Raw genomic sequence first — 24,389 nt, forward strand, 5'->3', positions numbered from 1 at the left:
CTGGTCAGCGGGTCGGCGGGGTCAGGACGGTGCGGTCGAAGGGGCCGGGGTGGGCGGCGGCGTGGGCGACCGCTTCGTTGACCGCGTCGAGGCCGAAGCAGCGGACCTGCTCGGGGGCGAGGTCGAGGGCGCCCGAGGCGATCAGGCGGATGATGCCGGTGTTCGCCTCACGCGGGTACATCCACTGGCCGCGCACGGTGACCGAGTTGCGCATGATCCAGGGGTACGGCAGCGCGAAGTCGTCGCCGCCGAGCATGCCGACGCCGCCCATGAGGACCACGCGGCCGTACTCGCGCACGGTCATGGCGGCGGTGCGGGCCACCGAGCTGGGCGCGCTCGGCGGAAGCAGGTCCAGCACCATGTCGATCGGGCCGTGCGCCGCGGCGGCCATCGCGGCGGAGTCGGCGGCGCTGTCGCCGGTCAGCGGGACGGGCCGCACCCGGGTCCCGAAGCGGTCGGCGAGGAGGTCCAGCGCGGCCTGGTTGCGGCCCGGGGCGACCACGCACCCCGCCCCCATGGCCAGGGCGAGGGCGACGGCGCTGCTGCCGAGGTTGCCGGTGGCGCCGCTGACGAGCAGCGTCTCGCCGGCCGCGAGCCGGCCGGCCAGCAGCCCGCCGTAGGGGATGACGTGGCAGCCGACCGCGGACCAGCGCGCCGGGTCGTCGGCAGCCGCGGCGGGCAGCGGGTAGACGTTCTCCGTGGGGACCCGCATGAGCTGGGCGAACGACCCGTCGTGCAGGTGTCGGGCCAGCCGGGCGCCGCCCTCGCCGCGGGAGCTCCAGCCCTGGAGGGTGATGTCGGGGGTGAGGGCGTCGTCCCGCGAGCGGACCGTGCAGTCGCACCACACGAGGTCGCCGGGCCGCAGGCGGGTGGCGTCCGGGCCGACCCGGACGACCCGCCCGATGCCGCCGATGCCGGGCACGACGGGCGGGACCAGCGGGTACTTCCGCGCACCGCTGAAGACCTCGGCCGCGTACGGCGCCACGCAGGTGGCGAGCACCTCGACCAGCACCTCGCCGCCGCCGGCCACCGGGTCGGGTTCCTCCCGCACCGCCAGCGGGCTGCCGAACCGGGTCAGAACTGCTGCGTACACGTGGGGCCTCCGTGATCGTTCCGGGCTTGTCGCGATCGACCGTAGGAGTCCGGCCGCCCTGCGGGAAGCGACGATCCGGCATCCGTGGTATGCGTAGGCCGCATGGACATCTCCAGCACCGGCCTGCGGGTCCTGCGGCAGATCGCCGAGTCCGGCAGCTTCACCGCGGCCGCCGACCGGCTCGGCTACACCCAGTCGGCGGTCTCGCGCCAGGCCGCCGCCCTCGAACGCAGCGCGGGCGCGGTCCTGTTCGAGCGGCGCCCCGACGGGGTCCGGCTGACGGCCGCGGGCCTGACGCTGCTGCGCCACGCCCGTACGATCCTGGACACGCTGGCGGCGGCCGAACACGATCTCACCGGCACCGCCCCGCGCACCGAACGGGTGCGGCTCGGGCTGTTCCTGAGCGCGGGCGCCGCCCTCCTGCCGCCCTCGCTCGCGCGCCTGGCGGCGAGCGACCCGCACGTCACCGTGACGACCACCGAGGGCACCACGCCCACCCTGGTCCGGGCGCTGCGCGCGGGTTCGATCGACCTCGCGGTGCTCAGCTCCCGCCCGCCGCACCGGCCCGTGGACGGCGAGTCGCCGCGCCTGTCGGTGGAGACCGTCGCGGACACCGAACTGGTGGTGGCGGTGGCGTCGACCGGGGAGTTCGCCGGGCGCGACGCGGTGCACGTCGACGAACTGGTCGGCGCGCCGTGGATCGCCACCCCGTCGTCCGGGTCCGAGCCGCTGCTCGGGGTCTGGCCCGGTCTGCCCGGACGGCCGCGGATCGTGCACAGCGCGCGTGACTGGCTCACCAAGCTGCTGCTGGTCGCGGGCGGCTTCGGGGTGACGACGGTGCCCGCGGGGCTGTCCGGGGTGCTGCCGCCGAAGGTGAGCCTGGTGCGGGTGGAAGGCGCGCCGCCCGAGATCCGGCGGATTCTCGTGGCGCGCCTGCCCGGGCGGCGGTCGCCCGCGCTCGCGGCCGTCACCCGGGCGCTGACGGCGGGCGCCTGACCGGCGCGCCCGCCGCCGTACGGCCGCAGGATTCCCGGGGGTTCGGGGCCTCAGGTGTCAGGCTCGCAGCGGGCCAGGCCCTCAGGGGTGGTCCGGCGCTCAGGGGTTCCAGAAGATGGTGGCGGCCGCCTGGTCGAAGCGGCCTGCGGCGAGGTCCGGCAGGCGGATCGGCCAGTGCACGGTGAGGCCCTCGCGGCCCTCCAGCCCCGGGTGCCAGTCGGCGAGGAGCACCCAGTCCCTGGGGTTCTGCCCGTCGGGCGACTCGCGGTGGAAGCCCTCGCCGCCGTACTCGTCCGAGGGGTATCCGCCGAGCTGGAGCGGACCGCCGCCGGGGATGCGCCACCCCACCTCGTCCCACACCTCGCTCATCTGCTCGGCGCGGGGGTGGTCGCGCACCAGCGCGGTCCAGAAGTGGTCGGGGACGTCCGGGTCGCTGTACGACGGCAGGAGGACGTCCCGGCTCAGTCGCATCTCGCCCTGCGGGTACTGCTCCAGCAGCCGCAGCACCTGCTCCTGCGTCTTCGCGTCGTCGCTGAAGTCCGTGGCCCCGTCGCGCACTTCGCGTTCCTCGACGGCGGTGCCGGGCGGCAGGTACAGCGCCTCGCCCCCGCCTCCCCTGCCGTACGGGTCGTCGGCGTGCGCGAACAGCAGCAGGTGGCCGCCGGCGGGGAGTTGGAGGTCGGTCGCGTCGGCGGGGAGCGCCGCGAGGTCGATGGTGGCGATCAACGGGTAGTAGGGGTCGGGGAGTTCGGGCGGCAGCAGGAGCGGGCCGCCGAAGTGCCCCACGACCGGGCCGTCCCCGTCCGTCGACAGCGACGCGCAGGGGCGGGCGGCCGCGGCCGTCCACCGCTCCACCTCGGCGAGGGGTATGCCCTGTTCCACCGCCTCGTCGCGGAACGGGGCCAGCCGGTCGAGCAACTCTTTGTCCATACCAGGACCTTAGCCAGTCGGTCGGACAGCGCCGCCCCGCGCCCGGGCCCGGGGCGGCGGCCGTTCAGACCGTGACGACGACCTTCTTCCCGCCGTGCCGGCCCTCCTCGACATGGCGGTGGGCCTCGGCGACGTCGTCGAGGGCGAACACCTCGCCGATGGCGGGCTGGAACGCGCCGTGGCTGAGGCCCGCGCTGAGGAAGGCGGCCATGCGCCGCACCACGACGGGGTCGAAGAGGAGGTCGAAGCCGCGGTAGCTGAAGGACGTGAGCGAGGGGCCCGCCGGGAAGGGGGTCGGCCGGGGGTCCAGGAAGCCCGCGGCGACCAGGGTCGCGCCCGGGCGGACCGCCTGCACGAGGTCCTGCTGGCCCGGGCCCCGCACCAGGTCGAGGACGAGGTCGGCGCCGGCCCCGCCGGTGTGGCGGCGGACGGCCTCGGCGACGTCCTCGCGGTCGGTGGCGATGACCGCTTCGGCGCCGGCGGCGAGCAGGTCGTCCGTGCGTGCGGTGTGCCGGGTGACGGCCAGGGGCACCGCGCCGAGGTAGCGGGCGATCTGCATCGCCGCCCGGCCGACGGCGCCGGACGCGGCGGTGATCAGGAGGTGGTCGCCGGGCCGGATCTTCGCCCGCTCCACGAGCGCGCCGTAGGCGGTGGAGTACGCGACCCAGACCGCCGCCGCCTGCGTGGTCCCGAGCCCGGCCGGGCGGGGGATGACCCGGCCGGCCGGGACGGTGGTGTACTCGGCGTAGCTGCCGCGGACGACCGCGTCCGGAACGGCCGTGAGCAGGACCGGGTCGCCGACCGCCAGTCCGGTGGTGTCCGGGCCCAGCGCGTCCACGACGCCGGTCCCCTCGACGCCCAGGCGCGCGTGCGGCAGGGGGACGGGCGCCGGCGAGGCGCCGGCACGCATCATCAGATCCAGCGGGTTGACCGCGAACGCCTCGATTCTGACCCGTACCTCGCCGGCGGCCGGCTCGGGCACCGGCTCCTCGACGATCCGCATGACCTCCGGCCCGCCGAACGCGTCGAACACGACGACTCGTGGCATGGTGACTCCTCCGCATCTCGCTGTGCTGATCACTGCTGCCGATCGCTGCTGCTGAGCGCTGCTGCTGATCTCTGTGCACGACGTTACGGAGCCGCCCGTTACCTCTTGGTACCTTCGATGGTATGCAGAACGCGGCCGGACCGGTCTTCCTCACGGACTGCCCCACGCGGCTGGCGGTCGAGATCCTCTCCGACAAGTGGGCGGTGCTCGTGCTGTACGCGCTCGGCCGCCGCCCCCGCCGGCACGGCGAGATCGTCGACGCCATCGGCGGTGTCTCGCGCAAGGTCCTCACCCACACGCTGCGCCGGCTCCAGCAGTACGGCCTGGTCGAGCACCGCACCGAGGCGCGGCAGGCCGAATACCGGCTCACCGACCTCGGCCGGACCCTCGTCGAACCCATCGAGGTGCTCAACGACTGGGCGAAGCAGTACGGCGGGGCCGTCGCCGACTTCCAGGAGGCGGCGCAGGCCCGGCCGCACACCGACGGCCGTCCCCCGAACGGCCGCACCGGTCAGGTGAGGGCGGGGTAGAGCCGGCGGGCGGTACTGGAGAGGATGGCGGCGCGGTCGGCCTCGGGGAGCACCGACAGCGCCGCGTGCGCCAGGCGGAGGAGCTCGGGCAGCGGCTGCTCGGCCGCAGGGAAGTTGGACCCCCATGCGATGCGGTCGGAGCCGAACGCGTCGAGCAGCGGCACCAGGAACCGGCCGGCGTCGGCGGTCTCGAGCGGCACGGTGTTGCGCATGGTGAGCTTCAGGAACACCTGCGGGTACTTCGCCAACGGCTCGATCTCGCCGAACGCGGCCTCCTCCCGGCCGGGGGCGATGGCGGGGTAGGCCATGTGGTCCAGCACCACCGTCACCCCCGGGAAGCGCTCGAGGACGTCGACGAGCTGCGGTATCCCCGCGATCCGCATCTGCACGCAGACCGGCAGCCCCGCCTCCTGCACAGCCGACCAGAACGGATGGGTGCTCTCGTCGCTCAGCCAGCCTGCCTGGCCGGGCATCGTGCTGCCCGTGGTGAACAGCCGGATGCCGGCGAACCGCGGAGTGCGCGCGGCGGTCCGGACCGTTCCGGCCGCGTCGGGCGCGAGCGGGTCCACGCAGCCGACGGCCACGAAACGGTCGGGGTGGCGCGCGGAGCTGTCGAGCACGTACCGGTTGTCATACCCGTAGGCGGTCGACGCCTGGACCACGGCGGCCTTGGCGATGCCGGCCTCGTCCATGGCGGCCAGCAGCTGCTCGGCGGTGACCGGCCGGCCGGCGGCCCAGCCGGAGACCTTGCCTCCCACCGGGGCGAGCGGATAGGCGGCGGGGTCGTCGGACAGGATGTGCGGGTGGATGTCGATGATCTCGGGTGGCTGGGTCATGCGGATCTCCGGTCTCGGTTCGGACAGCGGACGACGGACGGCAGACAGCTGGCGGGGGGCGGGCGGCGGGCGGCGGGCATCAGGCTTCAGGCGCCGAAGGGGCGTCAGGCCGTCGGATAGTCGCCGGGCGCGAAGATCTCCTCGACCGACACCGCCGTGTCGAGCAGGTGCTGCTCGCCGGCGTAGCGGATGAGCGCTTCGAGGGACCGCGCGTTCGGCTCGATGCCGTACGGGATCGGGTCCTCGTCCTCCGGTATGGCCGCGCCCGCGGCGAGCCCGGCGACCAGTTCGGCGCGCCCCGCGCCGGCGTCCCGCTTCGCGGCGGCGAAGGCCGCGTACAGGTCGGTGGCGAGCCGGGGGTATTCGCGCGCGAGCTCCTCGCGCAGCACGATCACGCCGTGGATCGGGTAGATGCCGGTGCGGCGGTACCAGTCCCGCTCCAGCGGTTCGGGCGTGCCGAACAGCGAGTACGGCGGCTCGGCGGCCGGCTGCGGCGCGGCGTTCCCGTCCGTCCAGCCCTCCCTGGGCGCGCCCTTGCGGCCGACCCCGGCGTTGCCGGTCAGCGCGGCGTCGATCCGGCCCTGGTCGAGCAGGTCCACCAGGCTCTCGCCGGGCGCCACGGCTGACACGTTCGGCGGGGCGACGTAGCTCGCGACGTGCTCCTCGTCGTCGGTGACCCAGCGGACCGACGCCGGATCGACGCCGAAATCGTCGGACAGCAGGCCCCGCACCCACACACCGGTGGTCACCGAGTAGGCGCGGACACCGACCGTGCGGCCGACGAGGTCGCCGGGCACGCGGATGCCCGAGGTGGCGTGGCAGCGGATGTGGCCGTGGTGGAAAAGGCGCTTGGTGAAGACCGGTACGGCGATGACCGGTACCCCCGCCGCACGCGCCATCAGATACGTGGTCGGCGCCAACTCGCAGATGTCGTAGGCGAGTTCCCGGACCATCTCACGATAGGCCCGGATGATCGGCTTCGTCGGGACGAACTGGAGCGGGCCGCCGGGCAGCTCGACGCGGCCCTCGGCGAGCGCCCGGGTGTGCGGATAGACGGTGAACGTCGACTTCAGCGAGGACACGGTTCTCAACTCCCTGTCACGGACCTGGCACAGCAATCGCGAGACAGATTGTCAGACAATGAATCTCGCATCGTCAAGCAATTTGACACGATGGACGCATGTGATGCCCTGCGCCTAGCGGCCGATTTGCCAGCTTATAAGGCGTTTTGCACCGTCCTCCAACCGCCCTTGGTGAAGTTAACCTCGTCGTAACGCTTGACAATCAACAACAGACCGTCTGACGATCTCGTCCATGGCCTCTGTGATGGAACCCACATCCCGCACTCCTGAGGCGGCACCGCCACGCAGCCGACGCGCTCTCGTGCGGTTCACTCCGGAGCGCATCGCGCTCACGCTGTTCACCCTGGCCGTGGTCGTACTGATCGCGGCACCGCTGGTGGAAGTCGTCATCCGCTCGCTCGAGAAGCAGACCGGTCTGACCAGCCACGTGTGGTCCGGTGCGAACTACCAGCAACTCAAGGCGTCGGAGATCCTGAGCTCCGCCCGCAACAGTGTGGTCATCGCCCTCGGGTCGATGGTGCTGGCCACCGTCATCGGCGTCGGACTGTCGTGGCTGGTCACCCGGACCGACCTGCCGCTGCGGCGGGCGTTCGAGATCCTCAACCTGATCCCGTTCTTCCTGTCGCCGCTGATCGGCTCGATCGCCTGGACGTACCTGGCCGACCCGAGGACCGGGTTCATCAACCGGCTGGCGCGCAGCGCGGGGATCAGCCACGGCGCGATCTTCAACGTCTACTCGACGTTCGGCATCATCGTCGTTCTCGGCCTGTTCCTGGTGCCGTTCGTCATCCTGCTCACCGGCGCCGCCTTCCGGCAGATGGACTCCTCGCTGGAGCACGCGGCAGCCGCCTGCGGCGCCTCCGGTTGGCGGACGGCGCTCCGCGTGACGCTGCCGCTGGCCGGCCCGGCGATCACGGCGGCGGCGATCCTGACGTTCGTCATGGCGATCGAGGACCTGTCGGTGCCGCTCGTGCTGGGGTACGGCAACGGCATCCAGACGCTGTCCACCCGCATCTACGACGCGGTCCAGACGTTCCCGCCGAACTACAACTTCGGCGCCGCCCTCGGCTGCGTGATGATGCTGATCACCGCGGTGTGCCTGTACTTCCAGCGCCGGGCGATGCGGGACCGCGGCTATGTCACGGTCACCGGCAAGGGCTCGCGGGCCGAACCGCTGCGGCTGGGGAAGCTCCGGTGGTGGGCCTTCGCGGCCGAACTGCTCTACCTGCTGTTCGCCGCGCTGCTGCCGATCGGCATCCTCACGCTGATCGCGTTCTCCAAGCGCTGGACCGGCAGGATCGACTTCGACGACCTGACCCTGGACAACTTCCACGCGCTCTTCGGGAAGGGGTCGATCGTCAAGACCGCCTTCCTCAACAGCCTGGAACTGTCCGCGCTGTGCGCCTGCGTGGTCGTCGCGCTCAGCGTCGTACTGGTCTACGCGATCGAACGGGCCAGGATCACCGGGCGCCGGCTGTTCGAGGTCTGCCTGACGGTCCCCGTCGCGGTGCCGGGCCTGGTGCTGGGTGTCGGCCTGCTCACCCTGCTGCTGAAGACCTCGCTGTTCGGCACGCTGTGGATCATCGGCGTCGCCTACATCGTGCGGTTCCTGCCGTTCGCCCAGCGCTCGGTGTCCGCGGCGTTCCTGTCGGTGCACACCGAACTGGAGGAGGCCGCCCGCACCAGCGGGGCGTCCCTGACCCGCTACGTCTTCCGCGTACTGCTGCCCCTGGTCCGCCCCGGACTGGTGGCCGGGTGGCTGCTGGTGTTCCTCACCTTCATGCGGGAGCTGCCGATGTCGGCGCTGCTCCAGACGACCGGGACCCAGACGCTCTCGGTGGCCCTGCTCAACAGCCGGTCGTTCGACTCCCCCGGCGTGACGGCCGCGTTCACCCTGCTGCAGGCGGCCGTCCTGCTGGTGGCCGCGGCGGTCTTCTGGACGATCACCACGCGCCGCGACGGCGCCTCCTCCGACATGGCGGCCGGACTCTGATGGGTAGGAAGACCATGAAGACAACCACCGACGGGCGGACCGCGCCCATGCCGGCCCGCACGGCCCCGCTGCCGGAGCGCACCGGACACCTGGAGGTCACCGGGCTCACCCGGGACTTCGGCTCCGGCGGGGTGCGCGACGCCTCGTTCTCCGTCGAGCGCGGGCAGCTGATCACCCTGCTCGGGCCGTCGGGCTGCGGCAAGACGACCACGCTGCGCTGCCTGGCCGGCATCGAGGTCCCCGACGCCGGCCGGGTCAGGCTCGGCGACACGACGATGACCTCGACGGCCGAGCGGATACACCTGCGGCCGGCCAAGCGCGACATCGGCATGGTCTTCCAGTCCTACGCGCTGTGGCCGCACATGACCGTCTTCGAGAACGTCGCCTTCCCGTTGCGCACCCGCGGCGAGCGCACCACCGCCATCCGCCCCCGGGTCGAGGAGATGCTCGACCTGGTCGGCCTCGAGGGCATGGGCGGGCGCCGGCCCAGCCAGCTCAGCGGCGGCCAGCAGCAGCGTGTGGCCCTGGCCCGCTCCCTGGTCTACCGGCCCGGCCTGCTGCTGCTGGACGAACCGCTCAGCAACCTCGACGCGGCGCGCCGGGACGCGGTCCGCCGCGACATCGGCCGCCTGCAGCGGGAACTGTCCATCACCGCCGTCTACGTCACCCACGACCAGGACGAGGCGATGACCCTTTCCGACCGCATCGTGGTGATGCGCGACGGCAGGATCGTCCAGAACGGGACGCCGGCCGAACTGCTCGCCGCGCCCCAGTCCCTGTTCGTCGCCGGTCTGCTCGGCCAGATCAACATCCTCGAGGGTGTCCTGGCCGCCGAGCACACCCGAACCGGCCCGAACGGCACCGAACGCGTCGGCGGGGTGGACATCGCCCTGCCCGACGGCACGACCCGGCTGACCGCCCGCATCGTCGGCGAGGCCGAGGTCGGCACGAAGGTCTCGATCGTGTGGCGCCCCGGCGACATCGCGATCGAGCGCGCGGACGACCCGTCGGACCCGGGCCGGGAGAACGCGCTGCCCGGCACCGTCACCGCGGTCCGCGTCGGCAGCTCGGTCACCGAGTACGACATCGACACCGGGATCACGACCTTGCGGGCCATCGGCCTGGGACGCGCTGCCGCGTCCCTCGGCTCCCGTGTCCGCGTGTCCTGTCCGGTGGACAGGTCCATATCCCTCAACCACTGAAGTCTGGAGACCCCTTCATGACCCTCGACAGCACGATCGTGCGATCCGCGAGCACCTTCGGCCCCATGCAGACCGACTGGGAGACCCGCATCGACATGGAGCGGCTGCGCACCGAGCGGCTGGCCAGGACCCGCGCGGCCATGGCGGCCGCCGACGTCGACTTCCTGATCGAACTGCGCGCCGAGAACGCCCGGTACAGCACCGGCATCAAGCGGCTGTACTGGCCGACCATCCAGCTGGGCGGCGGGCCGCTGGCCGTCCTGGCCGCCGAGGGCGACTCGGCGATCTGGATCATCGACCCGGACTACGCCGCCAAGAACATCCCCTGGGTGCCGGACGACCGGTTCCACACGCCGTACCAGATGGACCTGACGCAGGACGTCAACTCCTTCGTCGACGACCTGTACCACTACTTCGGCTCGAAGATCGAGAAGGCCCGCATCGCGGTGGACATCTGGTCCCCGTCGATGTTCGACGTGCTCACCAAGCGGCTGCCCAACGCCACCTTCGTCAACGGGCAGGAGCTGATGATCGGCGCCCGCCAGATCAAGACCGCGGACGAGATCAAGGCCCTGAAGATCGCCTACGCCATCTCCGAGGCCGGCATGCAGGCCGCGGTCGACATCCTCAAGCCGGGCGTGCGCGAGTGCGAACTGGTCGGCGAGTGCTTCCGCGCCATGTGGGACCTGGGCACCGAGACCACGCAGTGCTCGGAGGTCGTCAACTCCGGCCCGGGCGCGCACCCCTACCGCCGTTTCCACAGCGACCGGATCGTGCAGCACGGCGATCTGGTCAACATGGACTTCGGCGGCTGCTTCTCCGGTTACTTCGGCGACTTCTGCCGCGCGTTCGTCTGCGGCGACCGGCCCACCCCGGCACAGGTGGACCTGCTCAAGCGGGCCCACGAGTTGCAGTACGAGCAGCTCAACGCGCTCGGCCCCGGCGTCAGCCCGGCCGACATCTGCGCCAAGCTCGGCCGCAGGACCCTCGGCCACGGGATCGGCATCTCCGCCTTCGAGGGCCCCCACCTGCGCGCCCAGGACGACTACGAGCTCAAGCCCGGCATGACCTTCTCCGTCACCAGCCCGCCCATCGGCGAGGAGGGTGTCGGCGGCGTCCACCTGGAGGACGAGATCGTCATCACCGAGACCGGCATCGACCTGTACTCGACCTACCCGTACACGCTGGGCTGACCTTGTCCGGCAACCGTACGCCGGCCGCCGGCTGGCTCGTCGTGGGCGTGGGCCGCCATGTGGACCGCTTCGGTCTGCCGGCGCTCGCCCGCGCCCGGGGGTCCGCGGCGGTCGCCCTGTGCGGCACCGACCCTGTCCGCACCGCCGACCTGGCGGAGCGGTACGGGGTCGGCCGGCGGGGCTCGGCGGTCGAGGACCTGCTCGGGGACCCCGGTGTCACCCACGTGTACGTCTGCTCGCGCAACGAGCAGCACGAGCGGCACGTCACGCTGGCGGCCGCGGCCGGCAAGCACGTCCTGTGCGAGAAGCCGCTCGCGCAGGACCCGGCCGCCGCCCACCGCGCGATCGCGGCCTGCGCCGGGTACGGCGTCGTCCTCGGCACCGGGTTCCATCTGCGGCACAACGCCGCCCACCGCGAGGCGCGGCGGCTGCTGGCCGAGGGCGCGATCGGCCGGCCGCTGTGGGTGGACGTCACCTACCTCCACCAGCTCGGGCACGGCGACTCCCCGGTGCGGCTGGCCGGTTCACGCCAGGTCACCACCGCCAGCAAGGGGGCGATGGCGGGGACGGGGGCACACGCCGTCGACCTCGCCCAGTGGCTGGCCGGCGACCGTATCGTCCGGCTGTCGGCAACGATCGCCGAACTCGACCCGACACCGGCCGGACCCCAGCGGGTGGTCCAGGTCAGCGCGACCACCCGCGGCGGGGTGCTGGTCACCTTCGCCGCGGGACGCGCCACCCACCCGGCCAACGGGCTGACCGTGGTCGGCGAGGCCGGGCGGCTGACGGTGTCGGACTCGATCGGGAACACCGGCGGCGGCACCCTGTCGCTCCGGTCGGCGCGGGGCAGCTCGGACACCGTCTTCCCCCCGCACGACGTCTACGCGGCCCAGTTCGAGGCGTTCACCGCCGCCACGGCCGGCGCCGCCGACGCGGGTCCGTTCGGCGCGTCCGGCGACGACGGCCTGTCGGCGCTGCGCGTCGCCGAGACCGTCGACCGGGCCCTATCCGAACCATCAGCTCCGCAGGCCGTCGATCCGCAGGCCGTCGATCCGCCGGCCCGCCTGACACGAGGAACGTCGTGACCGTTGTGAACACCGTCATCACCAAGAAACTGGGCTACCTCGCCACCACCGAGCGGATGCTCGCCGGGCTCGGTCCCGTCGTCTACTGCCCGGACCAGCAGCCGGAGACGGTGCGCCGGCACCTCGCCGACGCGCGAATCGTCGTGGCCACCAAGGGCGTCACGATCGACGACTCCGTCCTGGACGGAGCACCGCACGTGCGGCTGATCGCCGCGCCCACCGCGGGCTTCGACTGGATCGACGTCGAGGCGGCGACCCGCCGCGGAATCCCGGTCGTCGCCAACACCGGCGCCGCGGCCGACGCGGTCGCCGAGTTCGCGCTCGGCGCCGTCCTGGCGCTGACCCGCCGGATCGTGGCGGCTGACCGCGACCTGCACGGCGGCACCGACTGGGGCCTGGTGCGCGACCGCTACTCCCGGGCCGACCAGCAGATCGGCTCCGACCTGACCAGCAGCACGGTGGCGATCGTCGGCCTGGGCCACATCGGGCTCAAGACCGCCGAGAAGCTGGCCGTGCTGCGTCCGCAGTCCGTCATCGGGTACGACCCGTTCGTCTCGGCCGAGCGGGCCCGCCAGGCCGGTGTCGAGGTGGTCGGCGACCTGGACGAACTGGCCGCGCGGGCCGACATCGTGCTGCTGCACGTACCGCTGACGCCGCAGACCACCGGGCTGGTGGACGCCGCCTTCCTGGCGAAGCTGAGGCCGTCCGCCCTGCTGGTCAACCCCTCGCGCGGTGAGGTGGTCGACGAGCCCGCGCTGGTCGCCGCGCTGCGCGAGGGCCGCCTGCGGGGCGCCGCACTCGACGTGTTCGCGCAGGAGCCGCTGCCCGCGGACTCGCCGCTGCGCGAGCTGGACAACGTCGTGCTCACCCCGCACATCGGCGGTGTCACGGCCCAGTCGGACGAGACCCGGGCCCGGGAGATCGCCGAACGCGTCCTGGCCTGCGTCGCCGGCACGGCCCCGGTGGGCCTGGTGAACCCCGAGGTCTGGGACACCCGGCTCGCCGTCACCACTGACTGACCCGGAAGGAACGAACTACTCATGATCTTCTGCTTCTACGACAAGGGCACCCTCGGCGTGGTGCGCGACGGCCGGGTGGCCCCGGTCCCCACCGACGTGGTGCCGGCCGCGGCCACCCCGCAGCAGCGCCTCGTGGCCCTCATCGAGGGCTACGAGGCGGCCAAGCCCGGGCTGGAGACGGCCGCCGCGCACGCCGCCTCCCACGGCACGCCGCTGCCGCAGGTCGCTCTGGAGGCGCCGGTGCCCGCACCCACGCAGCTGCTGTGCGCGGTGAAGAACTACACCGACGACCGGCAGGCCGTCGAGGCCGACTTCTTCCTGAAGTCGGTGCTGTCGATCGTGCCGACCGGCAGCACCGTCAGCCTGCCGCCGGCCACGGCGCGCGTCTTCCACCACGAGCCCGAGCTCGCCGCCGTCATCGGCGTGGGCGGCACCGACATCCCGGCAGCCGACGCCATGCCGCACGTCTTCGGCTACACCGGCTTCCTCGACCTGTCCGCGCGCGACCTCGGCACCACCTACTACATGAAGAAGTCGCCGCGCGGCTTCGGCCCGATGGGCCCGGTGCTGGTGACCGCCGACGAGTTCGCCGACCCGCACGACCTCACCGTCGAGCTGTCGGTCAACGGCAAGTTGCGGCAGCGCTACTCCACCGGCCAGATGGCCAACCGGATCGACCGGCTGATCGAGGTGGCCTCGTCCGTCAGCGGACTGGTGCCCGGCGACGTGATCGCCACCGGGACGTACCACATCGGCATGGGCCCGATCCAGGACGGCGACCACGTCAGCATGACGATCCAGGGCATCGGTGAGCTGACCGTCGACGTCGTCGACCCGAGCGGGCGCGAGTGGGACGTCAGCGGGCTCAAGGTCGTCACCGACTCCGCGCCGGCCGGGGCGGCGAAGTGACCGTCTCTGCCGTCTTCGGCTCGAAGTCCGCGCTCGCCGCCCTGCGGGCGCACCGGTGGGCGTCGACCACCGACACCTTCGAGTTCGCCGACATCGCGCCGGTGCACCGTGCGTTCCCCGGCGTGGTCCAGGGGGCGTACGACGTGGCCGAACTCGCCCTGGTCACCTTCCTGCAGGCACTGGACAACGGCCGGCCGGTGACGCTGCTGCCGGTCACCCTGCTCGGGCGCTTCCAGCACCACTGCCTGGTCACCGCCCGGGAACCCGGCAACATCGCGGTCGACTCGCTGGCCGGCAAACGGATCGGCGTGCGGGCCTGGACCCAGACCACCGGGGTGTGGGTGCGCGGCTTCCTGCGCGACGACCACGGCGTGGACGTCGGCGACGTCGAGTGGGTCGTCTACGAGGGCGGGCACGTGGACGGGTTCGCCGACCCGCCCTACGCCACCCGCTCCACCAGCGGCAACACCCTGCCGGTCGACTTTCTCGCCGGCGCGGTGGACGCGGCGATCCTCGGCAACGAACTGCCCGACGACCCGCGGGCCAGGACGCTGCTGCCCGACCCGGCCCGCGCCGCCGCCGCGTGGTACGGCAGGTCCGGCGCGATCCCGGTCAACCACGTGGTCGTGGCGAGTGACGACTTCGCTCGGACAGGCGCCGGGTTGCTCACCGAGATGTGCCAGGTGCTCGCCGCGAGCGTGCCGCACCCACCGGCGGTCAGCTCCTCGCCGGACTTCCATCCGCACGGGTTCGACGCGCTCCAGCCGTCGCTGGACCTGGCCGGCCGCTACGCCTACGAGCAGGGCATCATCTCCCGGCCGATCAGCGCCGCCGAAGTGCGGGCCAGGACCGAGGAACTGACCGGCGTCGACTTCGGCCGGCTCGCCGCCCCCGCCCGCCGCGCCGGCTGAGCACCGCGTGGTGAACCGGCCGCCGCCCGCGGCCGGTTCACCCCCGAGCACCACGAGGAGAAGCACCCGGACCGAGGTACGTGCCCGGGACCGGCAAGGACATCGGCGTCCTGCTGCAAGGCGCCGGAACCCGGGTGGACCTGCGAACCCCCCACACGACAGTCGCCCGCCACGTCATGACATGGCCGAAGGAGCCCTTGGTATGAACGCAACAGTGGTAGCACCCAGACGTCGCTTCCGTGTCCGCGCCCTGGTCGCGGCAGGTTGCGCCACAGCGCTGGCCGCACTGGCGGCGTGCAGTTCCAACAGCAGCGGCGGCGCGGGGGGTGGCGGCGCCTCGGTGGACATCTCCACCGTCAAGGCCCCGATCCTCACCGGCCTCAGCGGGGCCGAGCGGACCCGGGTGGCCACCCTGATCGCCCAGGCCAGGAGCGAGAAGTCGTTCACCTGGGTCGACTCGGTGGTCGCCCCGGCCACCGCGTCCGCGATGATCAGCGAGTTCCAGAAGCAGTACGGCCTCACCTTCAAGCCGACGTTCGAGCGGCTGACCTCGGGCGACCTGTCGACCCGCATCCAGCAGGAGGTCACCGCCCAGAACTTCAAGACCGACTTCTTCGGTGTCGCCTCGCCCCGGCTGTTCTCCACCCTGAAGCAGGCCGGAGCGCTGCTGGAGTACCGGTCGCCGGAGTCGTCGCACTACACGTACGCGTCGAAGTACGTCAGCCAGCAACCCGGGTACTGGATCGCGCCGGTGGCCTACTCCTTCGGCGTGATCGTGAACCCGGCGCTCTACAAGACCCCGATCACGAGCTGGAAGCAGCTGTCCGACCCCGCCCTCAAGGGCAAGTGGGACGTCGCCAACGTCAGTGCGAACGAAGGGTCGTTGTACTGGTACTACGGCCTGAAGCAGGTGCTGCCGCAGTCCACGTTCGCCAGTTGGGCGGCCAACAGCCCCACCACCTCCTCGGGCAGCTCCGCGCAGGAGGCGCAGAAGGTCGCCGAGAAGCAGGTCGACGCGACCGTCACCAGCGGTTTCCGGGCCTCGCAGATCGCGGCCCAGACGAAGGTCCCGCTCAAGGTCTACTACCCGAGCGAAGGCACGGTCCTGAACGGGCAGAGCTACGCGATCCCTTCGGGCGCGCCCGACCAGGCCATCGCGAAGCTCTTCGACGACTTCCTGCTGAGCAGGGCGGGCGAGCAGATCTACGTCGACAAGGAGGGGATAGCCTCCTTCTACCAGGGGGTGACCGCCCCGGCGGCCGACCTGCAGTACCAGCCGTCCATCGCGTCGATGAAGATCCTTCCGGTCAACACGGACAAGATCAGCACGAGCCAGCTGGACGACGCCAGGAACAGCTGGAAGAGCATCTTCTCCCGGTAGCGGGCCGCCTGATTCCATGACTACCGCACGCCGGTACGACGACCTGATTGAGGAGGGGTTCACGTTGACCTCGGAAGCCGGAGAGGACCGCTCGGAGTCCGGGAGGCTGCTGCGGGCACGCCGGGAACTCGCCCTGGCGATCCGCCGGGGCGAGTACCAGCCCAACCAGCGGCTGCCGGAGACCGAGCTCGCCGCCACCCTCGGCATCTCCCGGCCCACTCTGCGCTCGGTGTTCGTGGCGCTCGAGCAGGAGAACTACATCTCGCTCGAACGCAACCGGGGTGCCCGGGTGCGGCAGTTCTCACCGGTGGAGGCGATCGAGATCCTGCACACCCGCGAGATCCTCGAGTCCGCCGCCGCGGGGCTGGCCGCCGCGAGGATCACGCCCGAGGAGTGCGAACGGCTCGAAGCCCTCCTGGAGAAAATGGTCCCCGCCGCCGTGGAGCACGACTCGCCGGCCTACTCGTCGGCGAACCGCGAGTTCCACGGCTTGGTGATCAACGCGTCCCGGCAGCCGACACTGATCCGGTTCATCCGCTCGACGCCCTACCCGCTGGTGATGAGCCAGTACCGCGACCCGAAGACGCCCCACCCGCGGACCGAGTCGCTGCGCGAGCACAAGGCGATCCTCGCGGCACTGTGGACCGGCGACTCAGCGGCCACGGAGGCGGCGATGCGGTTCCACCTCGCCGCCACGCGCCGGGCGCTCATGCTCGGTTCGACCGAGGCGGGCGGCGCGAGGGAGGGGTCGTGACCGGCCACGGCGTCGAGGGCAGGGCCGTCGTCGTGACCGGGTCGGGCCGCGGGCTCGGACTCAGCTACGCCCGGCACCTGCTGGCCGGCGGGGCGCGGGTGGTCCTCAACGACCTCGACGCGGAGTACGTGCGCGCCATCGCCGGGGAACTCGACGCGGGCGACGCCGTCGCGTGGTGCGCGGGGTCGGTCGGCGATCCGCGCACCGCCGACGCCCTGGTGGAGACGTGCCTGCGGCGCTTCGGCCGCATCGACGGGCTGGTCAACAACGCCGGGGTGCGCCCGGAGGGACTGAGCTGGGAGGAGGACCCCGAGACCACCCGCCGGGCGGTCGAGGTGAACCTGCTGGGCACGCTCTACTGCGGGGCCGCAGCGCTGCGCGTGTTCCAGCGGCAAGGCAGCGGTTCGGTGGTCAACGTGTCCTCGCGGGCCCAGACCGGCGTCGAGCAGAGCGCCACCTATGCGGCGACGAAGGGCGCCGTCGCGTCACTGACCTACTCCTGGGCGCTGGACGCGCCGCCCGGGGTCCGGGTCAACGCAATCGCACCTCAGGCGCGGGGCACGGGGACCCGGCGGGCGGGCTGGGTCTCCCGGCCGGAGGAGCCGGACCCGGACGACATGGCGCCGCTGGTGACCTTCCTGCTCAGCGACGCCGCCCGCGGTGTCCAGGGCCAGGTCGTCCGCCTGATCGGCACGCCCGACGGTCTGGCCCTGGGGCTGGTCCACCACCCGCGCGGCGGGCGGCTGCTGGCCGACCCGCGCGGGTGGACCGTCGAGCGCATCGCCGCCGCGTTCGACGCCGAGTTGGGCCGCGAACAGGACCCGGTCGGCGCCCTTCCCCGCCCCGTGGCCTACCTGCGGCTGGACGAGGAGTTCCTCAGGGTGCACCAGTGAGTACGCCACCGCGGCGGCGCAGGCCCAGCCGCATACCGGCGGCCGGCCGTAGGAGCGGCACCGTCAGGGCGTCAGGAGGGAGCGGGCGGCGGCGTCCTCGCCGGCCTCCAGGAGGTTCGCGGCGGCGCCCACGATCAGCGGGTCCGGCTCCCCCACCACCGCGTCGTCACGGTCGGTGTACGGGAAGCGGGCCAGCACACTGCGCATCGCCTCGACCCGGGCGCGCTTCTTGTCGTTGCTCTTCACCACCGTCCAGGGCGCGTACGCGGTGTCCGTCTCGTGGAACATCGCGACCTTCGCCTCGGTGTACCGGTCCCACCGGTCGAGCGAGGCCAGGTCCATCGGGCTGAGTTTCCACTGCCGCACGGGGTCGACCTGGCGGATGGTGAACCGGGTGCGCTGCTCGTTGCGGGACACGGAGAACCAGAACTTCACCAGCTGGATGCCGTCGTCCACGAGCATCCGCTCGAACGCGGGCGCCTGGCGCATGAAGCGGTGGTACTCGTCGTCGGAGCAGAAGCCCATCACCCGCTCCACGCCCGCGCGGTTGTACCAGGAGCGGTCGAAGAGCACGATCTCTCCCGCGGTGGGCAGGTGGGCGACGTAGCGCTGGAAGTACCACTGACCGCTCTCGCGCTCGGTGGGCTTCTCCAGCGCGACCACGCGGGCGCCGCGCGGGTTGAGGTGCTCGATGAACCGCTTGATGGTGCCGCCCTTGCCGGCGGCGTCGCGGCCCTCAAAGACGATGACGAGGCGCTGCCCGGTCTCCTTCACCCAGCGCTGGAGCTTCAGCAGCTCGATCTGCTGGAGCCGCTTGTGGCGCTCGTACTCCGGCCGCTCCATCCGCCGGTCGTACGGGTAGTTCTCCCGCCAGGTGTCCACTGTGCTGCCGTCCGCGCGGACCAGCACAGGGTCGTCCTGGTCGGTGTAGTCGACGGTCATCCCCGCCAGCAGGTCGCCGGTCGCGGTGTCGGTGTGCTGCACGGTGTGCCACCCGTCCTTCCGTGCACGGCCGACGCGCCCCTGCACGGGGCGCGGCAGCGCCGTGGGTGTCTGTCGCTGGTGTGGTCCGCCGGACCGTCCGCCCGGGCGGGGCGCCGGGCCGGGTCCGGCACATCCCGTCTGCCCCGCCGTTCGTGCGGGAGACGCGGCCTAATGGAACTGCGGGATGATCAGGTAGAGGCCGTAGAGGACCGCGCAGGCGCACAGGACGAAGCAGGCGCTCGCGGCGACCGCCTGCGCGGTGCCGCCGCTCCCGCTCGCGCGCTGCTCGTCGCGGGCGGACAGCGCCCACACGCCGATCGCGAAGACCACCACGACGCCGACGGTGGTGCCGAGGCTGACCACGGCCACCTCCGCCAGCGAACCCCATTTCACGTCCATGCCGCCGCCCTCCAGCCGTCGTGACCGTCGTATCCGTCGATGCCCCCGCTGCCCCGGTCGCCGTTCACACGCTGGCCTTGGCGCTCGCCGCGGCCTGGACCGGGGGCCGGTGGCCGTCGTTGACGTTCTTCGCGTCGACCGGGTTGCGGCGGGACAGCAGCACGATCACCGCGGCCACCACGACCGCCGCCAGCGCGATCAGTACGGTGCCCAGCGTGCCGCCGTGCACCACCGCGCTCGCCGCGACCGCGCCGACGGCCGCGGCCGCCGGCAGCGTCACCAGCCAGGCCAGCGCCATCTGGCCCGCGGTGCCCCAGCGCACCTCGGCGAGCCTGCGGCCGACGCCCGCGCCGAGGATGCCGCCGGAGCAGACCTGCGTGGTGGACAGCGCGAAGCCGAGGTTGGCGGAGGTCAGGATGACCGCGGTCGACGCGGACTCCGCGGCGAAGCCCTGCGGCGACTCGATGTCCACCAGCCCCTTGCCCATGGTGCGGATGATCCGCCAGCCGCCGATGTAGGTGCCTGCCGCGATGGACAGGCCCGCGGTGAGGACCACCCACACCGGCGGGCCCGAGCCGGCGCCCAGGGCGCCGCAGGAGATCAGGGCGAGCGTGATGACGCCCATGGTCTTCTGCGCGTCATTGGTGCCGTGGGCGAGCGAGACCAGTGATGCCGAGGCGATCTGCCCGGTCCTGAACCCCTTGGACACGGTGTCGGACGAGGCGCGCCGGGTGATCCGGTAGGCGAGGTACGTCGCGCCCAGCGCCGCGAGCCCGGCCACGAAGGGTGAGGCGACCGCGGGGATCAGGATCTTCTCGACCACCTGGTCGAAGTTGACCCCGTGCCGCCCGGCGCCCACCCACACCGCGCCGATCAGCCCGCCGAACAGCGCGTGCGAGGAGCTGGAGGGCAGGCCCAGCAGCCATGTCACCAGGTTCCACACGATCGCCCCGACCAGCCCGGCGAAGATCATGCCCGGCGTGACGAGTTGGTCGTTGACGATGCCGCCGGAGATGGTTCGGGCCACCTCGGTCGACACGAACGCCCCGACGAGGTTGAGCACCCCGCTGATCGCGACCGCCACCTTCGGGCGCAGCGCGCCCGTCGCGATCGAGGTCGCCATGGCGTTCGCGGTGTCGTGAAAACCATTGGTGAAGTCGAACGCCAACGCGGTGACGATCACCATTGCCACAAGGAAGTTTATGTGGTCCACGTCACCAGGAGAGCATTACTTGGCGTACTCAGCGAGACATGGGCGTGAAGGTCCGGTACATGCGGGCGACGGGGTGTGACAGCGCTGTCGCGGGGCACTCGGCGGGCATCGGGTGCGTGTGCCGGCGGCCGGTGGGCGGGGCGCCGCGAGCGGGTCGCGTACGGCCCGGCCCCGGTAAGAGGGGGCCGGACCGCGCGGGTTGGGGGTCGCTCGGCGCCGGAGCCGCGGTCAGCCGACCTGGCTGCTGTCCTTGTGCGCGCCCCAGCCGTGCCAGCGCTCGACCTCGATCCAGGCGCTGACCCGGGCGCGGTCGCGGCGGGAGTACGGCTTGCCGGTGTACTGCCGGGCGAGCCGGTCGATGTCGGCGAGTCCCTCGTCGGGGACCAGCCCGGTGATCCGGCCGACCACGCTGACGTGCGTGTACCAGCCGTCCTTGTCCAGCACGGTGAGCGTGACGCGGGGGTCGTTGCGCAGGTGGTCCACCCGCTTGCGGCCCTCGTCCATGTTGATCAGCACCCGGCCGTCCTCCCAGAGGTACCAGGTCGCGGTGGACACCGGCTGGCCGTCCGGGCGCAGCGTGGTGATCACGGCGGGGTTCGCCTTTTCGAGCATGGCGACGGCGTCGGCGGGCAGCGGCGGCTTGGACATCTGCGTCCTCCAGGACGTGCGGTTGCGGCGTTCTTGATCTTCGCTATTCTGCAACGCCCGCCCCGCGCCAACCACCCGGCCACGCCCCTGGCGGTGTTCAGCGCTCGTAGCTGCCGGTCAGGCGGGCGCGGGCGAGCACGGCGGCGGTGATCCCGGACAGCAGGGCGCGGGGGCGGGCTTGTTGCGGGGGCGGCGCGCCGGGGCCGCTGCCCAGGGGTGCGGACAGCGCGAAGAGCTGGAAGACGTAGTGGTGCGGCCCGTGGCCCTTGATGGGGCCGGGGCCGCGGTAGCCGCGCCCGACGGTGCCGCGCAACGGCTGGACTCCGGTGGCCGGTTGGCGTGCGTTCAGGCCGCCGGGCGCCAGCTGTTCCACGGCAGGGTCCACCAACGCCACGCAGTGCACGGCGGGTTTGGCGAGGGGGACGTCGATGTCCTCGATGACGAGCAGGAGTTGTGCGGTGCCGGGCGGCGGCGCGGTCCACTCCAGCGGCGGGGACACGTTGGCGCCGCCGATCCGCTTCTCGCACTGCTCCAGCGGCAGCGGCCCGCCTTCGGTGAACGCGCTGCTGGTGAGCGTCAGCGTCTCGGGGCCGTCGAGGTGGGGCAGGTGCCACGCCAGGTGGGCGTCGCCCGCCCTGCGGTCGTGCAGGAGCCGGCCGAGCAGCGTCATCGCGCGCCCCCGATCGGGGCGGGGCGCCGGCCGGCCGGGAGCCGGGGGCACGGCGCCGGTGGGCGGCGGTGGGGCGTGGTCGGTGCCATGGCTGTCTCTCCTGTGCGGATCGGCCGGCTTCGGCGGCCGGCGTCAGATGGTGCGGGCGAGCCGTTCCAGCAGTGGCGCGGCCGCGGCGAGCCGTTCGAGTTCCGCGCCGGTGAAGACACCGCTGGTCAGGGCGTGCGTGAGGAGTTCGGTCCGGGCGTCGCGCTTGTCCGACAGCGCCCGGCGGCCGGTGTCGGTGACGGTCAGTACCGCGCGCCGGCCGTCCTGCGGGTCGGGGCGGCGGTCGACGAGCCCGCGGGCGCGCAGGGCGCCGATCGTCGTGCCCATCGCCTGCGCGCTGACCTGCGCCTGGCGGGCGAGCTCGGCGGAGGTGGTGGGGCCGGAGCGCTCCAGGTGGGACAGGGCGCTGCGCTCGGGCAGCGTCAGTGCACCGGGCGCGGGCAGGTGGCGGACGCGCCGCAGCAGCACGCTGACGCTCGAGAGCAGCAGCGCGGCGACCTCGTCGGGAGCCGGACCGTCGTCCATATGCTCAACCTAGCTTATCAAGTGCCTTGAGCACATACGGCGGCGGCCCCGCCTGGGCATGCGCCGCGCGCCCGGGCTTTATGCGGTGCTTGATGCGGTGCTTCATACGGGGCCTGTACGGGCATGAGCATGGCAACGATGTCCGCCCGGCACTCCACTCCCCCACTCCCCCCACGGAGGTCCGTATGAGGTGGCGCTCCGCCCTGTCCGCCCTGTTACTGCTCGTCGGCTGCGTCCTCGCGGCCGCCACCACGGCAGGCGCCCCCGCCGGCGCCGCCACGACCGCCGCGACGGCCGGGGCCGCCAGGCCCGCCGCTGTGGCGCCCGCCGTCACCGACCACACCGTCACCCTCGTGAACGACACCGGGCAGCGCGTCTGGGTCGGCAGCAATGTCAACGCCGACGGCTCCACCGCGCTGACCGGCCTGCCGGTGCTCGACGACGGGCAGTCCGCCACCGTCACCATCCCGGAGGACTCCGCCGCCGGGCACTGGCGCGGCAAGTTCTTCGCGCGCGAGGGGTGTTCGGGCACGGACGGCAGCACGTTCCACTGCGCGCTCGGCGACTGCGGTGCGTCGGTGGGCAGTTGCACCACCGGTGAACAGCCGGTCAGCCTCGCGGAGTTCAACTTCGACCCGTCCGACAGCCTCGCCCCCTGGTACAACGTCAGCTACGTCAACGCCTTCTCCGTACCGGTCACCATCGACCCCGACGGCGTCGCCCCGCCCCCGGACGGCGGTGCCTGCGCCCAGGAGGGCTGCCCGGACGACCTGCTGCCGTACTGCCCGTCGGCCGACCTGACCACCGACGCCGGGACCGGCCTCAAGCTGTGCGTCAACCCCGACCGCGACGCGCAGACCCCGTACAGCGACGCGATCGGCGGGCACTGCCCCTGGGCGTACGCCTGGTCGAAGGCCGACACCGTCCCCGGCAACACGGTCGTGCGCGACTGCACGTCGTGCGGCGGCTTCACCGTCACCTTCCACTGACGCCGGCGCGCCGCCATCCGTGGCGGTGACGAAAGACGCCAACCGAGGTGCCGCCTCGAGACCATGACGAGCCGTCAGCTGTCAGTGGCCCGAGGTGGCCTTCAGGCCCACCACGGAGGCGACCAGCAGGCAGACGAAGAAGATCCGCGCGGCCGAGACCGGCTCGCCGAGCACCAGCATGCCGACCACGGCGGCCCCGGCCGCGCCGATCCCGACCCACACGCCGTACGCGGTGCCGATCGGCAGGGACTTCGCCGCCAGCGACAGCAGCAGCATGCTCGCCACGATGCCGGAGCCGGTGAGCAGGCTCGGCCACAGGCGGGTGAAGCCGTCGGTGTACTTCATACCGACCGACCAGACGACTTCGAGCAGGCCGGCGAGAACGATCAGGACCCATGCCATGACGGCACCTCCGCGGGTTGGTGACTACGGGGGTGCACCGTCTTTGCAGGGTCCCGGTACGGTGCGCTCGTCGGGGCGATCTGTCTCCACCGTAGCAAAGTGCCGCACGCCGGGCAGGGCGCTCAGACCGCGGGCGGAGCGGGCGCTTCCGGCGGCGGCGACGGGGCGGGCGGACCGGGCAGACGGGGCGGTGCGGCGGCACCGGGCGGGTCCGGCGGGAGCGGAATCCAGCGGTGCGACCAGGCGATGACGGCCTCCAGCACCGGTGCCAGCTCGCGGCCCTTGTCGGTGAGGTGGTACTCGGCCGGGGCGTGGCCGCCCGCGCCGGCCCGGCGGTCGAGCACGCCGTGCTCCTCCAGGGTGCGCAGCCGCTGGGCGAGCATGGTGTCGCTGAGCCCGGGCACGGCGGCCCGGATGTGCGCGAAGCGGTGGTGGCCGGTGAAGACCGCGCGCAGGATCGCGCCGGTCCAGCGCCCGCCGATCAGTTCGATGGCGGCGTGGAAGCGTTCGCACACCCGGTGGATCTCGCTCGCTGCTTCGTCCTTGTGCGGCATCGGGCATCCCCGTCTGCGGAGGGGGGGGGGGGGGGGGGGGGGGGGGGGGGGGGGGGGGGGGGGGGGGGGGGGGGGGGGGGGGGGGGGGGGGGGGGGGGGGGG

The 24,389-nt window shown here is 72.6% G+C and carries 26 protein-coding genes and 1 riboswitch; of the genes, 13 read left to right on the forward strand and 13 right to left on the reverse strand.

Annotated elements, in window-relative coordinates:
* Nucleotides 1-4: 4 nt before the first annotated feature.
* A complete protein-coding gene (locus AC3EVP_RS27705) occupies nucleotides 5-1,093 on the reverse strand; it encodes an alcohol dehydrogenase catalytic domain-containing protein (protein WP_335980309.1) in 1,089 nt (362 codons plus the stop codon).
* A gap of 102 nt (nucleotides 1,094-1,195) precedes the next feature.
* Between AC3EVP_RS27705 and AC3EVP_RS27710 the strand changes: the two genes are divergently transcribed.
* The gene (locus tag AC3EVP_RS27710) at nucleotides 1,196-2,089 is read left to right on the forward strand and encodes a LysR family transcriptional regulator (RefSeq protein ID WP_435134389.1); all 894 of its coding nucleotides are present in this window, start codon (nucleotides 1,196-1,198) and stop codon (nucleotides 2,087-2,089) included.
* 99 nt (nucleotides 2,090-2,188) lie between these two features.
* Here the strand turns inward: AC3EVP_RS27710 and AC3EVP_RS27715 are convergent, their stop codons facing one another.
* Nucleotides 2,189-3,019, reverse strand: a complete 831-nt coding sequence (locus AC3EVP_RS27715) for a YwqG family protein (RefSeq protein ID WP_435134391.1) — start codon at nucleotides 3,017-3,019, stop codon at nucleotides 2,189-2,191.
* Nucleotides 3,020-3,083: 64 nt separating this feature from the next.
* Complete coding sequence (locus AC3EVP_RS27720) at nucleotides 3,084-4,067, reverse strand: zinc-dependent alcohol dehydrogenase family protein (RefSeq protein ID WP_435134393.1); 984 nt, start codon at nucleotides 4,065-4,067, stop codon at nucleotides 3,084-3,086.
* Nucleotides 4,068-4,189: 122 nt separating this feature from the next.
* Between AC3EVP_RS27720 and AC3EVP_RS27725 the strand changes: the two genes are divergently transcribed.
* Nucleotides 4,190-4,597 (forward strand): winged helix-turn-helix transcriptional regulator, encoded by a 408-nt coding sequence (locus AC3EVP_RS27725; protein ID WP_435134396.1) that lies wholly within the window; start codon nucleotides 4,190-4,192, stop codon nucleotides 4,595-4,597.
* On the opposite strand, the gene AC3EVP_RS27730 is transcribed toward AC3EVP_RS27725, so the two are convergent.
* Both AC3EVP_RS27730 and AC3EVP_RS27735 read right to left on the reverse strand, forming a co-directional pair.
* Nucleotides 4,579-5,433: an amidohydrolase family protein gene (locus AC3EVP_RS27730; RefSeq protein ID WP_435134399.1), complete on the reverse strand. Its 855-nt coding sequence runs from the start codon at nucleotides 5,431-5,433 to the stop codon at nucleotides 4,579-4,581. The genes AC3EVP_RS27725 and AC3EVP_RS27730 overlap by 19 nt on opposite strands.
* 104 nt (nucleotides 5,434-5,537) lie before the next feature.
* On the reverse strand, nucleotides 5,538-6,515 hold the full coding sequence (locus AC3EVP_RS27735; RefSeq protein WP_435134402.1) for a substrate-binding domain-containing protein: 978 nt from the start codon (nucleotides 6,513-6,515) through the stop codon (nucleotides 5,538-5,540).
* Nucleotides 6,516-6,816: 301 nt separating this feature from the next.
* Here AC3EVP_RS27735 and AC3EVP_RS27740 point away from each other — a divergent pair, with 301 nt between their 5' ends.
* The 10 genes from AC3EVP_RS27740 (at nucleotide 6,817) to AC3EVP_RS27785 (ending at nucleotide 17,855) form a co-directional block, all read left to right on the forward strand.
* Nucleotides 6,817-8,508 (forward strand): ABC transporter permease, encoded by a 1,692-nt coding sequence (locus tag AC3EVP_RS27740; protein WP_435134405.1) that lies wholly within the window; start codon nucleotides 6,817-6,819, stop codon nucleotides 8,506-8,508.
* Between the two features lie 14 nt (nucleotides 8,509-8,522).
* A complete protein-coding gene (locus tag AC3EVP_RS27745) occupies nucleotides 8,523-9,710 on the forward strand; it encodes an ABC transporter ATP-binding protein (protein WP_435134408.1) in 1,188 nt (395 codons plus the stop codon).
* A 17-nt stretch (nucleotides 9,711-9,727) separates the two neighbouring features.
* Nucleotides 9,728-10,903, forward strand: coding sequence for a M24 family metallopeptidase (locus tag AC3EVP_RS27750; protein WP_435134411.1), 1,176 nt, complete (start codon nucleotides 9,728-9,730; stop codon nucleotides 10,901-10,903).
* Nucleotides 10,904-10,905: 2 nt separating this feature from the next.
* The gene (locus AC3EVP_RS27755; protein WP_435134413.1) at nucleotides 10,906-11,988 is read left to right on the forward strand and encodes a Gfo/Idh/MocA family protein; all 1,083 of its coding nucleotides are present in this window, start codon (nucleotides 10,906-10,908) and stop codon (nucleotides 11,986-11,988) included.
* Nucleotides 11,985-13,007 (forward strand): NAD(P)-dependent oxidoreductase, encoded by a 1,023-nt coding sequence (locus AC3EVP_RS27760; protein ID WP_435134416.1) that lies wholly within the window; start codon nucleotides 11,985-11,987, stop codon nucleotides 13,005-13,007. Before AC3EVP_RS27755 ends, AC3EVP_RS27760 begins: the two co-directional genes overlap by 4 nt.
* A gap of 21 nt (nucleotides 13,008-13,028) precedes the next feature.
* Complete coding sequence (locus AC3EVP_RS27765) at nucleotides 13,029-13,916, forward strand: fumarylacetoacetate hydrolase family protein (RefSeq protein ID WP_335980281.1); 888 nt, start codon at nucleotides 13,029-13,031, stop codon at nucleotides 13,914-13,916.
* Nucleotides 13,913-14,827 carry a substrate-binding domain-containing protein gene (locus tag AC3EVP_RS27770; RefSeq protein WP_435134419.1) on the forward strand — a complete coding sequence of 305 codons (915 nt, stop codon included), beginning with the start codon at nucleotides 13,913-13,915 and terminating at the stop codon, nucleotides 14,825-14,827. Before AC3EVP_RS27765 ends, AC3EVP_RS27770 begins: the two co-directional genes overlap by 4 nt.
* 202 nt (nucleotides 14,828-15,029) lie before the next feature.
* Nucleotides 15,030-16,208, forward strand: a complete 1,179-nt coding sequence (locus tag AC3EVP_RS27775; RefSeq protein WP_335980277.1) for an ABC transporter substrate-binding protein — start codon at nucleotides 15,030-15,032, stop codon at nucleotides 16,206-16,208.
* A 16-nt stretch (nucleotides 16,209-16,224) separates the two neighbouring features.
* On the forward strand, nucleotides 16,225-16,962 hold the full coding sequence (locus AC3EVP_RS27780; RefSeq protein WP_335980275.1) for a GntR family transcriptional regulator: 738 nt from the start codon (nucleotides 16,225-16,227) through the stop codon (nucleotides 16,960-16,962).
* On the forward strand, nucleotides 16,959-17,855 hold the full coding sequence (locus AC3EVP_RS27785; protein WP_435134423.1) for an SDR family NAD(P)-dependent oxidoreductase: 897 nt from the start codon (nucleotides 16,959-16,961) through the stop codon (nucleotides 17,853-17,855). Before AC3EVP_RS27780 ends, AC3EVP_RS27785 begins: the two co-directional genes overlap by 4 nt.
* 63 nt (nucleotides 17,856-17,918) lie before the next feature.
* On the opposite strand, the gene ppk2 is transcribed toward AC3EVP_RS27785, so the two are convergent.
* The 6 genes from ppk2 to AC3EVP_RS27815 form a co-directional block, all read right to left on the reverse strand.
* Nucleotides 17,919-18,797, reverse strand: a complete 879-nt coding sequence (ppk2, locus tag AC3EVP_RS27790; protein WP_435134446.1) for a polyphosphate kinase 2 — start codon at nucleotides 18,795-18,797, stop codon at nucleotides 17,919-17,921.
* A gap of 210 nt (nucleotides 18,798-19,007) precedes the next feature.
* A complete protein-coding gene (locus AC3EVP_RS27795; protein WP_335980270.1) occupies nucleotides 19,008-19,238 on the reverse strand; it encodes a hypothetical protein in 231 nt (76 codons plus the stop codon).
* Between the two features lie 64 nt (nucleotides 19,239-19,302).
* A complete protein-coding gene (locus AC3EVP_RS27800; protein WP_435134426.1) occupies nucleotides 19,303-20,451 on the reverse strand; it encodes an inorganic phosphate transporter in 1,149 nt (382 codons plus the stop codon).
* A 228-nt stretch (nucleotides 20,452-20,679) separates the two neighbouring features.
* Nucleotides 20,680-21,099, reverse strand: coding sequence for a PPOX class F420-dependent oxidoreductase (locus tag AC3EVP_RS27805; protein WP_435134429.1), 420 nt, complete (start codon nucleotides 21,097-21,099; stop codon nucleotides 20,680-20,682).
* 97 nt (nucleotides 21,100-21,196) lie between these two features.
* A complete protein-coding gene (locus AC3EVP_RS27810) occupies nucleotides 21,197-21,769 on the reverse strand; it encodes a YbhB/YbcL family Raf kinase inhibitor-like protein (protein WP_435134431.1) in 573 nt (190 codons plus the stop codon).
* Between the two features lie 132 nt (nucleotides 21,770-21,901).
* On the reverse strand, nucleotides 21,902-22,342 hold the full coding sequence (locus AC3EVP_RS27815; protein WP_335980261.1) for a MarR family winged helix-turn-helix transcriptional regulator: 441 nt from the start codon (nucleotides 22,340-22,342) through the stop codon (nucleotides 21,902-21,904).
* A gap of 185 nt (nucleotides 22,343-22,527) precedes the next feature.
* Between AC3EVP_RS27815 and AC3EVP_RS27820 the strand changes: the two genes are divergently transcribed.
* Nucleotides 22,528-23,331, forward strand: coding sequence for a thaumatin family protein (locus tag AC3EVP_RS27820; protein WP_435134434.1), 804 nt, complete (start codon nucleotides 22,528-22,530; stop codon nucleotides 23,329-23,331).
* Between the two features lie 81 nt (nucleotides 23,332-23,412).
* Here the strand turns inward: AC3EVP_RS27820 and AC3EVP_RS27825 are convergent, their stop codons facing one another.
* Together AC3EVP_RS27825 and AC3EVP_RS27830 are read right to left on the reverse strand one after the other, a co-directional pair.
* The gene (locus tag AC3EVP_RS27825) at nucleotides 23,413-23,733 is read right to left on the reverse strand and encodes a DMT family transporter (RefSeq protein ID WP_435134437.1); all 321 of its coding nucleotides are present in this window, start codon (nucleotides 23,731-23,733) and stop codon (nucleotides 23,413-23,415) included.
* Between the two features lie 31 nt (nucleotides 23,734-23,764).
* A riboswitch (guanidine-III (ykkC-III) riboswitch) is annotated at nucleotides 23,765-23,829 on the reverse strand.
* A 26-nt stretch (nucleotides 23,830-23,855) separates the two neighbouring features.
* Entirely contained in the window at nucleotides 23,856-24,287 is a 432-nt protein-coding gene (locus AC3EVP_RS27830; protein WP_435134440.1) for a winged helix-turn-helix transcriptional regulator, read from the reverse strand.
* Nucleotides 24,288-24,389 lie beyond the last annotated feature (102 nt).

The sequence above is a fragment of the Actinacidiphila sp. bgisy144 genome (assembly GCF_057708105.1).